At 62.7% G+C, this 14,685-nt stretch carries 18 protein-coding genes and 1 tRNA gene; 13 read left to right on the top strand and 6 right to left on the bottom strand.

Annotated features, from left to right (window positions below; all coding sequences use genetic code 11):
* Nucleotides 1–834 precede the first annotated feature (834 nt).
* Nucleotides 835–1,851: an LLM class flavin-dependent oxidoreductase gene (locus J4F42_08945; GenBank protein ID MCE2485624.1), complete on the bottom strand. Its 1,017-nt coding sequence runs from the start codon at nt 1,849–1,851 to the stop codon at nt 835–837.
* Between the two features lie 72 nt (nt 1,852–1,923).
* Here J4F42_08945 and J4F42_08950 point away from each other — a divergent pair, with 72 nt between their 5' ends.
* Together J4F42_08950 and J4F42_08955 are read left to right on the top strand one after the other, a co-directional pair.
* Nucleotides 1,924–2,745: a glucose 1-dehydrogenase gene (locus J4F42_08950; protein MCE2485625.1), complete on the top strand. Its 822-nt coding sequence runs from the start codon at nt 1,924–1,926 to the stop codon at nt 2,743–2,745.
* Nucleotides 2,700–3,419 carry a hypothetical protein gene (locus J4F42_08955; protein ID MCE2485626.1) on the top strand — a complete coding sequence of 240 codons (720 nt, stop codon included), beginning with the start codon at nt 2,700–2,702 and terminating at the stop codon, nt 3,417–3,419. Before J4F42_08950 ends, J4F42_08955 begins: the two co-directional genes overlap by 46 nt.
* Nucleotides 3,420–3,463: 44 nt before the next feature.
* Here J4F42_08955 and J4F42_08960 read toward each other — a convergent pair whose 3' ends face one another.
* Nucleotides 3,464–3,865 (bottom strand): nuclear transport factor 2 family protein, encoded by a 402-nt coding sequence (locus J4F42_08960; protein MCE2485627.1) that lies wholly within the window; start codon nt 3,863–3,865, stop codon nt 3,464–3,466.
* A 301-nt stretch (nt 3,866–4,166) separates the two neighbouring features.
* On the opposite strand from J4F42_08960, the gene J4F42_08965 reads away from it, so the two are divergent.
* Nucleotides 4,167–4,907: an SDR family oxidoreductase gene (locus J4F42_08965; GenBank protein ID MCE2485628.1), complete on the top strand. Its 741-nt coding sequence runs from the start codon at nt 4,167–4,169 to the stop codon at nt 4,905–4,907.
* A gap of 29 nt (nt 4,908–4,936) precedes the next feature.
* Nucleotides 4,937–5,929, top strand: coding sequence for an LLM class flavin-dependent oxidoreductase (locus tag J4F42_08970; protein ID MCE2485629.1), 993 nt, complete (start codon nt 4,937–4,939; stop codon nt 5,927–5,929).
* Between the two features lie 34 nt (nt 5,930–5,963).
* Here J4F42_08970 and J4F42_08975 read toward each other — a convergent pair whose 3' ends face one another.
* Nucleotides 5,964–6,428, bottom strand: a complete 465-nt coding sequence (locus J4F42_08975; GenBank protein MCE2485630.1) for a pyridoxamine 5'-phosphate oxidase family protein — start codon at nt 6,426–6,428, stop codon at nt 5,964–5,966.
* Between the two features lie 11 nt (nt 6,429–6,439).
* Entirely contained in the window at nt 6,440–7,189 is a 750-nt protein-coding gene (locus tag J4F42_08980) for a glucose 1-dehydrogenase (GenBank protein ID MCE2485631.1), read from the bottom strand.
* 157 nt (nt 7,190–7,346) lie between these two features.
* Here J4F42_08980 and J4F42_08985 point away from each other — a divergent pair, with 157 nt between their 5' ends.
* From J4F42_08985 to J4F42_09025, 9 genes are all read left to right on the top strand, one after another.
* The gene (locus tag J4F42_08985; protein ID MCE2485632.1) at nt 7,347–8,513 is read left to right on the top strand and encodes an acyl-CoA/acyl-ACP dehydrogenase; all 1,167 of its coding nucleotides are present in this window, start codon (nt 7,347–7,349) and stop codon (nt 8,511–8,513) included.
* Nucleotides 8,514–8,531: 18 nt separating this feature from the next.
* A complete protein-coding gene (locus tag J4F42_08990; GenBank protein ID MCE2485633.1) occupies nt 8,532–9,563 on the top strand; it encodes an LLM class flavin-dependent oxidoreductase in 1,032 nt (343 codons plus the stop codon).
* Nucleotides 9,564–9,585: 22 nt separating this feature from the next.
* On the top strand, nt 9,586–10,194 hold the full coding sequence (gene maf, locus J4F42_08995; GenBank protein ID MCE2485634.1) for a septum formation inhibitor Maf: 609 nt from the start codon (nt 9,586–9,588) through the stop codon (nt 10,192–10,194).
* Nucleotides 10,191–10,889, top strand: coding sequence for a YggS family pyridoxal phosphate-dependent enzyme (locus J4F42_09000; GenBank protein ID MCE2485635.1), 699 nt, complete (start codon nt 10,191–10,193; stop codon nt 10,887–10,889). Before maf ends, J4F42_09000 begins: the two co-directional genes overlap by 4 nt.
* Before the next feature lie 15 nt (nt 10,890–10,904).
* A complete protein-coding gene (locus J4F42_09005; GenBank protein ID MCE2485636.1) occupies nt 10,905–11,714 on the top strand; it encodes a pyrroline-5-carboxylate reductase in 810 nt (269 codons plus the stop codon).
* Between the two features lie 37 nt (nt 11,715–11,751).
* Nucleotides 11,752–12,057, top strand: a complete 306-nt coding sequence (locus J4F42_09010) for a YggT family protein (protein MCE2485637.1) — start codon at nt 11,752–11,754, stop codon at nt 12,055–12,057.
* 274 nt (nt 12,058–12,331) lie between these two features.
* Complete coding sequence (locus J4F42_09015) at nt 12,332–12,649, top strand: zinc ribbon domain-containing protein (GenBank protein ID MCE2485638.1); 318 nt, start codon at nt 12,332–12,334, stop codon at nt 12,647–12,649.
* A gap of 63 nt (nt 12,650–12,712) precedes the next feature.
* Nucleotides 12,713–12,786: transfer RNA gene (locus J4F42_09020), tRNA-Val, on the top strand.
* A gap of 183 nt (nt 12,787–12,969) precedes the next feature.
* Nucleotides 12,970–13,392 (top strand): helix-turn-helix transcriptional regulator, encoded by a 423-nt coding sequence (locus tag J4F42_09025; GenBank protein ID MCE2485639.1) that lies wholly within the window; start codon nt 12,970–12,972, stop codon nt 13,390–13,392.
* A gap of 13 nt (nt 13,393–13,405) precedes the next feature.
* Here J4F42_09025 and J4F42_09030 read toward each other — a convergent pair whose 3' ends face one another.
* Both J4F42_09030 and J4F42_09035 read right to left on the bottom strand, forming a co-directional pair.
* Nucleotides 13,406–14,335, bottom strand: a complete 930-nt coding sequence (locus J4F42_09030) for a cysteine synthase family protein (GenBank protein MCE2485640.1) — start codon at nt 14,333–14,335, stop codon at nt 13,406–13,408.
* A gap of 20 nt (nt 14,336–14,355) precedes the next feature.
* Nucleotides 14,356–14,649 (bottom strand): hypothetical protein, encoded by a 294-nt coding sequence (locus J4F42_09035; GenBank protein MCE2485641.1) that lies wholly within the window; start codon nt 14,647–14,649, stop codon nt 14,356–14,358.
* Nucleotides 14,650–14,685 lie beyond the last annotated feature (36 nt).

Below are 14,685 nucleotides of genomic sequence, written 5' to 3' on the forward strand. Positions count from 1 at the left end.
CAAACGCGCCGTCAGCTTTCGGGGAGCTATCTATCTCGCTGCCTCGGTGATCCTCCTTAACTGATGACAGGCCCTAGCAAATAGGAGTGAAAATTACCTCCAGGTTGCCACCATGAAAAATTCCGCGCAAATGTCCCATGGACAAGGAGGCTGGTCTGAGACGACTCGCCATCTATCCTGACAGGAACACGTCTGGCCAACTCCGTAAGGCGAGGATCACTGCGCACAGCCCTTGCCAATTCCGTTGCTGCCACATCACGCACAAGGCTGTCCTGATCGTGAGTGCCCCGTTCCAGGATACTGAGTAAAGTGCCCCAGTCTGAATATATCCTTAGATAGGAAGCCGCGGCCGCGATCTGCACGAGCGAGTCTGGGTGGAACAGGCAGGCTTCCATGAGTTCTGCTGCGGCCAATCCAGTTGGCTCCTTGTTAAGACGACGAACCAAGTCTGGCAAAAATTCGACCAGATTAGAAGAATCTATCCAATTGGACGATTCGTAACGCCGATGGAGACGAGGTTGTATGTCCCTAGCACCAACACGTATCCTGGCGGAGTGCAAAATCGGAGGAAGGGGAAATTGTGGCCTGTCCTCTTCAAGGATACTGCCTTGTACCGCTTCGAGACCAGTCTTGGGTCCCCTTCCCATTTACCTACCAAGAAGGAGTAAGAAAGCCGCTTGCGATTGCACCGCAGCACTATCAGACCGTTCGAAAGCTTGTTGCCAAGGAATAGGTTCAGCGACCTTTTCGTAGGGCATAATTTTCCCCGGTGTCCTTGCCTCGTACGGTTCCTTCGTACCGCGCAATCATGCCGCTTCCCCGTTTTACCGCAAATCAGGTCTGAAAGCTCGGCATGATTTCCTTGGCGAACAGCTCCAGCGAGCGGGTCGATTTCCTGGGGTCCATACCGGCCAACTGCGTGCTCATGATGAAATGGGTGCACTGAAACTCGTTGGTGAAGCGCTCCATTTTTTGGGCGACCTGATCCGGGGTGCCGATCATGACCGCCCGGCCAAAGGCCGAGTCGCGCAGCTCGCTCGGCCTGGTGAAGGTCCACACGTCTTTGTCGCCGGGCGCGTCGTTGGCCTCGGCCAGGATGTGGCCGTAGAACTCCATCATACTGAACAGGTGATCCTGGCAGTCCGCCCAGGCCTGATCCTCGGTCTCGGCCAGGTAGACCAGGCGGAGCTGGGCGATATGGAAATCGTCCGGGTTGCGCCCACACTGCTTGAGTTCGTCGATATAGCACGGCGCCGGGTCGGGGCCGATGGTGGCCATCAGGTGACAGCCGAGTCGGGCCGCGCTGCGGGTCGCCTTCTCCGCCCGCGCGCCAATCCACAGCGGCATGGGCTGCTGGACCGGCTTGGGGCTGAGACGCAGGTCTTTGACCTGGGTGAAGCGGCCGTCAAAGCTGACCCGGTCCTCGGTCCAGACCTTTTGGAGCAGCTCGACGCCCTCGCGCAAACGGGCCGAGCGCTCCTTACGCGGCATGCACAGGGCGTCAAACTCCATATACGAGTAGCCCTGGCCGACGCCGAGGTCGAAGCGGCCGTTTGACCAGATGTCCACGCAGGTCGCGTCTTCGGCCACCCGAATCGGGTGCTGAAACGGCAGCAGCAGGATAAACGTGCCGATACGGATCGTGCTGGTGCAGCTGGCAATCGCCGCTGCGGTCGGCAGCAGCGAGGGATTGTAGCCGTCGTCCGTAAAGTGGTGCTCGGTCAGCCACACGTGGTCATAACCCAGCTGCTCGGCCCGCAGCGTCTGCTCCAGTACGGCCCGGTACAGCTCGGGGTATGGCCGGGCCCACGGCTGGGGATTACGGAAATCTTGCATGAAGCCGAATTTCATCGTATGCACCTCTCAGTTCCGGGCGTTCTTCTCGTAGTGTACATAGCGAGTTTTCCAAAGGAGGGACAGGCCATGAAACTTTCCGGTCAGGTCGCTATTGTGACGGGTGGCGGTTCTGGACAGGGCCGCGCCAGCTCGCTGCTGTTTGCCCAGGAGGGGGCCAAGGTCGTGGTGGCGGATGTCAACGCGGACGGCGCGGAGGAGACGGCCCAGCTGATCAACCGCAACGAAGGCGGCCAGGCCACCGCACTCAGGGCGGACGTAACGCGGGCCAGCGATGCCCAGAGCATGGTTGACGCTGCGGTCAGCAACTACGGGCGGCTGGACATCCTGATCAACAACGCCGGGATGACGCTGTTCAAGGGCATTGACGATACCAGCGAAGAGGACTGGGACCGCATCGTCAACACCAACCTCAAGGGCGTGTTCCTGTGCTGCAAGGCAGCCATTCCGGCCATGCGCGAAAGCGGCGGCGGCAGCATTGTCAATATCGCCTCGGTTGCCGGTCTGATCGGCATGCCCCAGCACTTTGCCTACTGCGCGGCCAAGGCCGGGGTGATTCATTTCACCAAATCGCTGGCCCTGGATCACGGCCCGGAGCATATCCGCATCAACTGCATCTGTCCGGGCGGAGTCCTGACGCCGATGCTGGGCGAGGTCATTGATGTCAACAACGTAGCCCAGGTCGACCGGGTGGCAAGACAGCACGCCCTGGGCCGTATTGCCGACCCGCAGGAAATCGCGCGAGTGAGCCTGTTTCTGTGTTCTTCGGACGCCTCGTTCATGACCGGGGCGGCGGTCACGGTGGACGGCGGCATTGCGGCCGGCCGGCTGAGGCGGGCGTCGCCATGTCTCGACGATGGCGCGGCCTGGTGTGGGTGTTGCTCGGCCTGAGCTGTCCGGCGCCCGGCCTCGGCTACCAGGAAATCCCGGTTCTCGACGGCGGGACCATCCGGGGTCGGATCGTTCTCAGCGGCCCCATCCCCGCGCCGGGCATCCTGCCGGTCCACAAGAACCGGGCGGTGTGCGGCGCGGAGGTGGCCGATCAGAGTCTGATCGTCAGCCCGAACCGGGGTGTCAAAAATGCGGCGGTCATCGTCGAGGGCATCACGGCCGGCAAGGCGGCCGAGCACGGCTTGGCCGTCCTGGACAACAAAGCCTGCGCCTTTGTTCCTCGGGTCCAGACCCTGGTGGTCGGCCAGACGCTGGAGTTGCGCAACAGCGATCCCATTCTGCACGACGCCCACGCCCACCTGCCGTCTTACGAAACCCTGTTCAACCTGGGCCTGCCCCACTGGCGTCGGGTGCGTCACACCCTGCGGGACACCGGGCGCATCAGCATCGACTGCAACGTCCTGCATACCTGGATGCGGGCCTATCTCGTTGTGACAGACCATCCGTACGCCACGATCAGCGATGCCGAGGGGCGCTTCAACCTGGAGCAGGTGCCGGCCGGCACCTACACGCTCCGGGTGTGGCACGAACGCCTGGGGGAGCTGAGCCGCCGGATAGTGGTCGGAGCACGACGCGAGATCGTGCTCGACCTGGCCTACGGACACGCGGAATGACGGCAGACCGGTTCGGCTCGATTCCGGTCTGCCCGAGACGGCGTTCAGCTGAACAGCACGTCTTTGGCGTACAGGGTATCCACGTATTCCCGGACCGCCTGGATCTTCTGATCCTTCACATCGAAGCGCACGTGGTAGTAGTTCTCGTAGGTTTTGCCCTTGGCGGTTTTACCCCGAGCGATCCACTCGACCGCCACGGCGTTGTCTTCGGCGATCGCGCTCTGTACCTGGATCGACACGCTGTTAGGCTCAAAATAGGGCTGCGCCTTGCCAAGGAAACCTTCGAGTATCTCCTGTTTGCCACTGTAGGTGCCCGAAACGGGCAGCGAGCCGGGCAGCCACCACGTCGCATCGTCGGCAAAGGCGGCGGTCACGCCGTCGATATTGCCGTGTGATAAATCTTCGATAAAACCCAACACGATTTTTTTGCTCTCTTCAGCGCCCATGGGACACCTCCTTATGTCTGTTCCTTGTACCTCACTCGCCGCCACGATCACAAGCCGCCGGTCGTGTCTCAGCTTGCCTTTCTCTCTTCGAGAAGGACCATGCTGCTCCACAAACCCTCCTGCGCGTTCGCGCCCTTCGGCGGGGCTCAGGACAGGCTTCCCCCTTTGAAAAGGGGGACTGAGAGGGATTTTTCCGGTGTGGCTGCTGCACTCGGAGCGGGTCGCTGGAAGCGCAAGCTTGACCGCGCCCGGCTTGTGGGGCATAGCCAAGCCAGGGGATAGGCAAAAAAGGAGGCCGCGTATGGATCTGAGCGGAAAAACAGCCCTGGTGACGGGGTCGAGTTCGGGCATTGGACGGGGGATCGCCCTGGCCTTTGCCCAACAAGGTGCCAATGTCGTTATCACCGGTCGCAACCAGGAACGCATTGCCCAGGTTGTGCGCGAGGCCGAGGCCAGCGGCGGCAGAGCCGTGGGGCTCAGCGCCGATGTCGCCAGCTTCGGCGAGGTGCAGGCCATGGTCGAGCAGGCCCGGGCCGCGCTCGGTCCGATCGACATTCTGGTCAATAACGCCGGGGTGTTTGCCACCCGTCCGCTGCACGACATGACCGAGACCGAGTGGGACGACATGCTGGCCGTGGACCTCAAAAGCGTCTTCAACTGCACGCGGGCCGTGATCGACGACATGCGCGCCAGCGGCTGGGGACGCATCGTCTGTATTACAGGCCTGGTCGGCAATGTGGGCTATGCCAACACTGCCCATGTGGCTGCGGCCAAAGCCGGGGTGCACGGCTTTGTCAGAGCCCTGGCGCGTGAGGCCATTGACGCGGGGATTACGGTCAACGCGATTACGCCGGGGCTGATCGACACGCCCATCCTGGCCGGCATCAGCGAGGCCCAGATGGCGGTCTTTACCCAGGAAATTCCGGCCGGCCGGATTGGCACGGTCGAAGAGATCGCGGCCGCAACTGTGTATTTCAGCTCGGACGCCGCAGCCTATACCACCGGGCAAATCCTGAATATCAGTGGCGGCGGAGTGGTATAAGAAATGACGAATTATGAAAGGAGGCGGCTATGGCTCGTATCGGGGTAGCGTTTGCCGGCGGCATGTCACCAACAGAGATTGTTGAGTGCGTCAGGCTGGCCGAGGAGCTGGGCTATGAGTCGGCCTGGGTCGCCGAGGGGCACGGCGGGGACCAGTTTGCGATCCTGTCGGCATGTGCCGTACAGACCGAGCGGATTCTGCTCGGTACCAGCATCAGCAGCATTTTTGTCCGCAGCGTGCCGACGATTGCCATGGCTGCGGCCAGCGTCGATCACCTGTCTGGGGGACGCCTGATCCTGGGGCTGGGCTCCAGCCACAAGGTCCAGGTCGAACCGGAGCACGGCGTCGTGTATCGCAAACCCGTCCAGCGCATGCGCGAGAGCGTGGAGATCATCCGTACCTTGCTGCGCGACGGACAGGTGTCGTACCAGGGTCAGGAAGTCAACATCGACAGCTTTGACCTGTGGTTTGAGCCGCTGCGGCGCGACATCCCGATCTATCTGTCGGCCGTTTTTCCGCGCATGCTGGAGACCTGCGGCGAACTCGCGCAGGGCACGATCCTGGTCTGGAGCACCCTGGAATCCGGCCGTCAGGCTGCCGAACACGTAGCCGTGGGCGCCCGCCGGGCGGGGCGCGATCCGGCCGAGGTCGATATTGTGTCGCTGCTGCCGTGCAGTGTGGCCGAGGACCGGCGGGAAGCGATGGATCGGCTGCGACCGGCCGCCGCCTTCTACGCCGGGTTTTTCCCGCGCTATAACCGCCTGATGGCCGAGAGCGGTTTTGCCGAAGCGGCCGCCGCCATCCGCCAGGCCTGGCTCACCGGCGACCGCGAAGGTGCGACACGGCTCGTCCCGGATGACATGGTCCAGGCCCTGAGCCTTGCCGGTCCGGCGGCAGACAGCCGGGAGCGGCTCGAAGCGTATCGGGAGTCGGGCATTCGGCTGCCGGTCATTTTTCCGGTTGGCGGCGAGCCGGACGGCAAGGCAAGGGTCATGGAGGCGATTCGGGCCTGCGCGCCGTGAAGCCCCCTCCCCTCGGCAGTAATCGCGACGCCGCTCAGTACGTCCCTGTGGGCAGCTTGGTGTGATCCCAGCTTGAGGTTTTGACCGGGGTGATCTTGAGAATCGCCCGTTTTTTGGCTCGCTCTTTGAGGACCGCATCCTCTGGAGGGGCGGGCGCTTCGCCACCCCGAAACTGACGAACCTCACGCATCACGTTCCAGACCTCTTGGGGATCGTCAATGACCTCACAGTCGCCGCGGATCATCAGACCCCTGAGCTGGTCGTAGGCGTCTCCAGACTCGATCATGACCGTCACCTTGGGGTTGCGGCGGGCGTTGACCACCTTTTGCGCCTTCTTGAAGGAGGTCATGTAGATGCAGCCGTCTTTGACCATATACGACATGGCAACGGCGTGGGGATAGCCGTTTTTGTCGATGGTACACAGGGTCATGGTTGTGGCCTCGACCAGGTAGGCCCGCTGCTCTTCCGGGGTGAGTTGGATCTGGCTCTGTCTGTTCATCGCTGTCCTCTCTACTGGGCAAACCAGCCGCCGTCGATCACCAGTTCCGTGCCGGTGGTATAGGCCGCCTCGTCCGAACACAGGTAGAGCGAACCGTAGGCGATCTCCTCCGGCCTGCCCAGGCGTCCCATTGGCGTTGCGGCTTTGATCTGCTCGTTCTGCTCTGGAGTGAGACCGCTGAGAATCGGCGTATCTATCTGGCCCGGATGAATCGAGTTGACCCGGATGCCTGCTTTGACGTACTCCAGGGCGGCCGACTTGGTCATCAGCCGAACAGCTCCCTTGGTGGCGTGGTAGGTGATCGAGCCCGGGCTGCCGATCAGGCCGTACAGAGAGGAGATATTGACAATCGCCCCACCGCCCGCCTCGCGCATGGCCGGCACCGCCGCCTTCATCCCCAGCCACACGCCGGTCTGGTTGACCGAAATCATGGTATTCCAACCCTCAAGCGTTTCCTCTTCGGTGCCCCGCGGCCAGTAGATGCCGGCGTTGTTGATCAGCGTGGTCAGCTTGCCGAAGCGTGATACCGCTTCGCCGACGGCACGCTCCCAGTCCGCCTGCCGGGTCACATCCAGGTTGACGAAGACCGCCTCGCCGCCGTTTGCGTTGACCGCTTCGACCACCGCCCGGCCCTTGTCCTCCTGAAGGTCGCCGGCCACCAGCTTGGCCCCCTCGGCGGCAAAAATCCGCGCATGAGCCGCTCCGATACCGCTCGCTCCGCCCGACACCAGGGCCACTTTTCCGTCCAGCCGTCCTGCCATAGTTGCCTCCTGCGTTTTCCCGTATCAGTATCCCAGGCGGTCTGGACGCGCAAGGAATTGCGCCGAATAGGAAACGTGATATTTGATGTGACATGGTCATCACGCTTCCTATCGATACCAGGTTAGAGGGGAAGGAAGCGTATACGGAGGAGGCGTCATGGATTTCCAGCTCAGTGAAGAACACGAAGAGATTCGACAACAGGTGCGCGCCCTGTGCTCCCGCTTTCCGGACGAATACTGGCGCGAGCGGGACGAAACGGGCGAGTTTCCGTGGGACTTTTATCAGGCGATTGCCGACGGAGGATGGCTCGGGGTGACGATTCCGCCCGAGTACGGGGGCAGCGGTCTGGGCATTACCGAAGCCGCCATCGTCATGCAGACAGTCGCCGAGTGCGGCGGCGGCACGCAGGCCTGCTCGGCCATTCACCTGGGTATTTTCGGCCTGGAACCGCTCATCAAATACGGCACCGAGGAGGCCAAGCAGAAATACCTGCCGCCCATCCTGAGCGGCGAGCTGCACGTGTCGTTCGCCGTTACCGAACCGGACGCGGGCACCAACACGACCCAGATCTCGACCTTTGCCAAACGCGAGGGCGACGACTACGTGGTCAACGGCCAGAAGGTCTTTATCACCAAGGCGCGTGAATCCAAAAAGATGCTGCTGCTGACGCGTACCACGCCCTACGAAGAAGCCGCCAAAAAAACCCTGGGCATGAGCCTGTTTTTTGCCGATATCGACCCCCAGGCGGTCGAGGTCAACGAGCTGCACAAGTGCGGCCGTAAAGCCGTCGATACCAACACGCTGTTCATCGACAACCTGCGCGTGGCCAGGCAAGACCTGATCGGCGAAGAGGGCCGGGGCTTCTACTACATCCTGGACGGCATCAACCCGGAGCGGATTCTGGTCGCCGCCGAGTGTGTCGGCATGGGCCGCCGGGCGATCCAGAAGAGCGTCCAGTACGCCAAGGAGCGGGTCGTGTTCGGCCGGCCGATCGGCATGAACCAGGGCATTCAGTTTCCCCTGGCCGAATCCTTCGCCAAGCTGGAGACCGCCGACCTGATGGTCCAAAAGGCGGCCTGGCTGTACGACCACGGCCAGCCGTGCGGCAAAGAGTCCAATATCGCCAAATACATGGCGGCCGAGGCCGCGTGTGAGGCGGCCGACCGCGCCATGCAGGCTCACGGCGGCTACGGCTACATCAAGGAGTACGATGTCGAGCGCTACTGGCGCGAGGCGCGGCTGTTCCGCATCGCGCCGATCTCCCAGGAAATGGTCCTCAACTATGTTGGCGAGCACGTCCTGGGCCTCCCCAAGTCGTACTAGGTTCGGGTCGGAGACGGTATGAAAATCGGTTACATGCCCGACACCCACGGCGGCCCCTACGAACAGCCGGAGCCGTCCCCCGAGGCGGCCGCAGCCTTCTGCGATCAGCTGTTGCACGAGGGCATTGAGGCCGAACGGGCCGGCTTTGACGGCGTCTTCCTGCCCGAGCGTCACCACCGGACGGAAACCATGTTCCCGCCCCCGCTGATCATGCTGGCCGGCTATGCCACCCGCACCGAGCGGGTCGATCTGGGCACCTTCGTGCTCCAGCCGCCGTACTATAATCCGCTGCACCTGGCCGAGGACGTGGCCATGATCGACCTGATGTCCAAAGGGCGGGTCGTGCTGGGAGTCGGCCTGGGCTATCACCCGGACTATTTTCGCCTGTTCAACGCTCCCTATCAGCAGCGCTTCTCACGCTTTGAGGAGAGCCTGGACATCCTGCGCCAGGCCTGGACGAGCCACCAGCCGTTCTCCTATCACGGCAAGCGCTTTCAGTTCGACAACATCATGCTGACCCCCAAACCCTACCAGCCGGGCGGACCGCCGCTGTGGATTGGGGCGGCCTATCCGGAAGCCATCAAGCGAGCCGGACGGCTGGGCGACGGCTGGGGCATCCTGCCCTTCTGGGAGCCGCTGGCCAAGCTCCGGGAACAGGCCCAGCTGTACCGCGAGAGCGCCGTCACCCACCAGCGTCAGCCCAAGGTGGTGTTGATGCGCGACGGCTGGGTCGCGCCCAGCCGCCAGGAAGCCGAAACCGTGTTTGGTCCGCTGTGGGTCCAGGAGATGCTGTTTTACTATCGCTGGAACCTGCTCTCGCCAAACGACGACTTCCGGTCGGAGGCGGACTTCACGATTGACAAGCTGAGGAAATACCTGGTCATGGGTTCGCCCCAGGAGTGTATTGAGCAGATTGAGATGTGGACCGAGGTGGTCGGGGCCGATTATCTAATCATGCGTTTTCGTCTGCCCCTGGGACCCAGCCCGGAGCGGGTACTGGAGTGTATCCGGCAGTTCGGGGCCGAGGTCATCCCGCATTTCAAGTCCTAGGATCCGTATCCGGGGAAGTGCCATGCCCACACCTGACGCCCCGTTCATTTTGGCCTCGGCCTCACCGCGCCGGCGGGAGTTGCTGCACAATGCCGGGCTCCGGTTTCGGGTTATTCCCAGCCAGACCGCAGAAGAGGTCCGGCCGGGAGAAGCCCCGCGCGACTACGTCCTGCGGACGGCCAGGGACAAGGCCCGAGCTGTTGCCCGCAGCGAGCCGGCGGCCTGGATTCTGGCCGCCGATACCATCGTTGAGATTGACGGCCAGATCCTGGGTAAGCCGCGTGATGAGGCCGACGGCAGGCGGATGCTGGGGCTGCTGTCGGGACGCCAACACCGGGTGATGACCGCCTTTGTCGTCCTGAGCGTTGAGCACCAGGTAGAGCGTCTGGTGACCAGCACGGTCCGCTTCAAACCCCTGTCCGAGGCCCAGATCGGCGCTTACCTGGCGAGCGGTGAACCGGCAGACAAAGCCGGGGCGTATGCGATACAGGGCCGAGGACGGGCGCTGGTGGCCGACATTCAGGGTTCGTACACGAATGTGGTCGGCCTGCCCATGGACGAGGTCCTGGCCTGCTTCCAGACCCTGGGCATCCATACTCCCCCGGCTGACCCCGTGGGCAAAGCCTCATGACGGACGTGGCTGACATTGATATTGCGGCAAACTATGCCCGGGTGTCTGAGCAGGTCGCCCGCGCCGCGCTGGGCTGTGGACGCCGGCCGGAGGACATCACGATTGTATGCGCCGCCAAGACCACAGGACCGCAGGCTGTCCGGGCGGCGCTGGCTGCGGGCGCAACGACTATAGGCGAGAATTATGTCCAGGAGGCGCAGGCCAAGCGGGCTGCCGTCGCGACCGCCGGCGAGTGGCATCTGATCGGTCACCTGCAGCGCAATAAGGCCAAGGCTGCGGTATCGCTGTTCAGCCTCATCCACTCGCTCGACAGCATCGGCCTGGCCCGCGAACTGGACCGCCAGGCGAAAAAACAGGGGCGGACCGTGCGCAGCCTGGTCGAGCTCAGGCTGGGCGGCGAAGCCACCAAGACGGGCCTGGCCGTGGACGACCTCGGACCCCTCCTGGAGACGGTGCAGACCCTGTCGCACCTGCGGGTTGAGGGCTTGATGACGATTCCGCCGCCGAGCCAGCCCGCGCGCCACTATTTTCGCCGGCTGGCCCGTTTGCGGCACGAGTACGCGGCCATGCAGGCTGCCAATATCAGCCTGCGTGAACTCTCAATGGGCATGACCAACGACTATGCGCCGGCTATTGAAGAGGGCGCGACCCTGGTGCGGATAGGCCGGGCGATATTTGGCCAGCGTCGGTCATAGAATGGGGCAACAGGCATGAAACACATCGGATTTATCGGGGCGGGCAATATGGCTGGGGCGCTGATTAAGGGCCTGCTGGAGGCAGAACTCTACACCGCCGAGGACATGGCGGTCAGCGACGCCCTGCCGGCCCAGCTGCGCAAGGTCAAACGTCAATATGGCGTAGAGGGCATGCGGGACAACACCCGGCTGGTGCAAACCGCCCACACCGTGGTGCTGTCCGTCAAACCCCAGATTCTGGATCAGGTCCTGGCCGAGATCCGGCCCGTGGTCACAAAAAAGCAGCTGTTCATCTCCATTGCCGCCGGAGTTCCCCTGGCCCGCCTGGAAAGCGGTCTCGGAGACCACGCCCGGGTCATTCGGGTCATGCCCAATACCCCGGCCCTGCTGGCAAAAGGCATGGCGGTGGTGACGCGCGGGAAAAAATCCACGGCCAAGGATGAGAAGCTGGCCCTCAGCCTGTTTCGTGGGGTGGGCGAGGCCACCGCCGTCAAAGACGAGGCGCTGCTGGACGCCGTGACCGGCCTGAGTGGCAGCGGCCCGGCCTATGTGTATCTGTTTGCCGAGGCGCTGATTGCCGGTGGCAGCCGGGTCGGTCTGACGCCCAAGCTGGCCACCCAGCTCGCTCTGCAAACCCTGACCGGGGCGGCCGCCATGCTTCAGGAATCGGGCTACAGCCCGCAACAGCTGCGCGAGATGGTGTCCTCTCCGGGCGGCACGACTCTGGCCGGGCTGGCCCGTCTACACAAGGGTAAATTTACCGACACCGTGGAGGCCGGGATTGAGGCTGCCACCCGTCGCTCGCGGGAGTTGGGCAAAGCCTGAAGCAGCCTAGACGCGCTGGAGAGGAGGAGGTGAAACCATGTTTGTTATTGGCAACCTGCTGTCGTCGGTCGCATCTGTGCTCAACATGGTGCTGTCCCTGTATATGTGGATCATCATCATTCGGGCCATCCTGTCGTGGGTCAGCCCGGACCCCTATAATCCGATTGTGCGGTTTCTGCACGCCGCCACCGACCCGGTCCTGGACAAGGTCCGGCAGCTCCTGCCCTTCCCCACCGTGTATGGCGGGATTGATCTCACGCCCATCGCGGTGTTTGTCATCATCATTTTTCTCCAGTCCTTTCTGGTCCAGACCCTGTTTGACCTGTCCCGCGGTCTGGGCTGAGGTGCGGCGTGTCTCTGCCCTGGCAGCTCAGCCCCGCCGGGCTCGTGGTCGAGCTACAGGTCCAGCCTCGCGCGTCGCGGAACCGGCTGCTGGGCCGGCACGGTCAGCCTCCGCTCGGGCGTCAAAAGCCGGGCCAAACGGGTACACATTCAGACCCCGACACCGGTCCGCATCGGCCGCCGGCTCCAGGCTCTGCTGGCCAGACTTGACAACAAAAAGCGGGATGATTAGCGTTCCCACAGCTGCTTGCGCTTCGAGCGGAGGACCACACGCCATGCCGATCTATGAATACGCCTGCAAGAAATGCGGCGACTTTGAAGTCACCCAGCGCATTACCGAAGACCCCCTCAAGAAATGCCCGAGCTGCGGCCGCAAGGTCACCAAGCTCATCTCGCAGTCGGCCTTTCACCTCAAGGGCAGCGGCTGGTATGCGACCGACTATGGTAAGAACGGGAAGACCAAGTCGGATGCGACCGACACCAAAGAGACCAAGGATACCAAGACCAATAAAAAAGACAGCTCGGCTTCGGCTTCCTCGTCGAGCAGCTCAGACAAATCGAGTAAACCAGCCGCAGCCTCGGCCTCGTCCTGACCCCTGCCATCCCCCAACCCTCTTACAGTCTTTGCCCGAGCGTGATAGGAAGATTTCCGATGCGGTCGCATAGCTCAGCCGGTTAGAGCGCTTGCCTCACATGCAAGAGGTCCGGTGTTCGAGTCACCGTGCGACCATACCAAAGCCCGCCCGCCGGCGGGCTTTTTGTGCGACGCGATCCACACATCTAGTGAGGATTTGGCCGGCCGGGGAGTCCCTCTCACAGTGCGAGTCATACAGCCGCCGTCACGCTTTACGCGACGCGCGCAAGTATGCTAGAAGTGACGGCACCGTCTCAGGCTGGAGGAGGGCCTTCGACTATGGCAGAAAAAAGCTTCGGTCGCGTGATTGAAGACCGACGGCGCGAACTCTCGCTGACCCAGGAAATGGTCGCCAAGAAAGTCGGCGTCAAGGCAAACTATATCGGCTATCTGGAACGCGGTATGCGCCACCCGAGCCAGAAAGTCGTCGAGAAGCTCTCGACCGCGCTCAATCTCAACGCCCAGGAGCTGTATCTGCTGGCCAACCCGAAGGTCCGCAGTCTGCTGCGCAGAGCCAAACCGTCCATCCCGACCATGTCCATGTGGCAACGCTTCATCCGGGACGCCGCCCAGCAAAAGCAGCAGGGCCTGAGCAGGGCCGAACAGCAGGCCATGGCCCAGCTGGTCGCTGCCGAAAAAGCCACCTCGCTGACAGGCATGATGAAGGCCGTCAGATCCCTGCGCCGGGGCTTCGCCAAATAAACCGGCGACCGGGTCAGGCCTCCCACAGACTGGTACTGCTGTAGCGCTCACCAATATCCGGGAATAAGGTCACGATGCGCCCCCGCCCCAGCTGCTGAGCGGTTTTCCAGGCGCCGTACAAATACGCCCCCGAAGACTGACCGATAAAGAACCCTAGACCGGCGACCCGGTTACACATCTCATAGGCGTGCTCGATCTGGACCGGTATCCAGGCATCGACCAGCTCAGGATCAAAGATCTCCGGCATGATATAGTCCGGGCCTAAGGGTTTCAGCCCTTCGACCCCGGGGAACTCTTCGGGCGCCACACAGCCAATCTTGATGTCCGGGTTGTGGGCCTTGAGGCGGCGGGCCACCCCGGTAATCGTACCGCCGGTACCGACGCCGGCCACAAACCAGTCCAGGCGGCCGTCGGTCTGAGACAGAATCTCTTCGGCGGTCGTCTCATAATGGGCTCGCCAGTTGCTGTCATTGCTGTACTGATCGGCAAAGAAATAGTGCTCGGGCTGCGCTTCATAGCGACGGCGCACCTCTCGCAGGGCCTCGTCATAGCCGGCAACGGCGTCGGTCAAGACCAGGTCCGCCCCATGGGCGCGGATGCGTTGCTTGCGCTCCTGGCTGGCGTTCTCCGGCACGACGAGTTCGACCTTGCGGCCCAGGATCGAGCCGATCATGGCGTACGCAATGCCGGCGTTACCGGACGAGGAATCCAGAATCACCCGCTCGGGCGGCAGGCGGCCATCCGCCATGGCCTGGGTCAGCATGCGCAGGACGGGCCGATCTTTGACCGAGCCGCCGGGATTCAGGAACTCACACTTGGTCAGGATCTCAACCTCGGGCAGTTCGGACCGAAACAGACTGACCGGAACGAGCGGGGTGTTACCGACCAGGGTCAGTAGCGGGCAGTCCTGGATAAGGGCTTGCAGGGCTTGGGGATAGGGCATGCGTCCTCCACGAACAGGTCTCACTCACCAGCAGGCGGCCTCCTCGGTCTGGCGACGGCGGCTGTCTCCTCCGCCTCCTCATCAGCATAGATATCGAAGAAAGCGTCCAGGCTGGCTAACAGCTGGGCGCGGATGTGGGCGCGACTGCCCTCTATCAGATGGAGTGGGACACGGCCATGCCCACCCGCGCCGAACTCGACCTGACCGGCCCGGAGCTGGTCGATCTGCTGGGCCGGGAAGAGACCGACTCCGTATACCAGACAGAATGTCTTGTTCTTCCCCTTGCCACCGGAAATCGCGCGTAGCTCTGCCATGCCCATCGTCCTCTCTTCAACAGCTGTAACGGAGCA

The sequence above is a fragment of the Desulfurellaceae bacterium genome, assembly GCA_021296095.1.
GTDB lineage: Bacteria > Desulfobacterota > Binatia > Bin18 > Bin18 > JAAXHF01.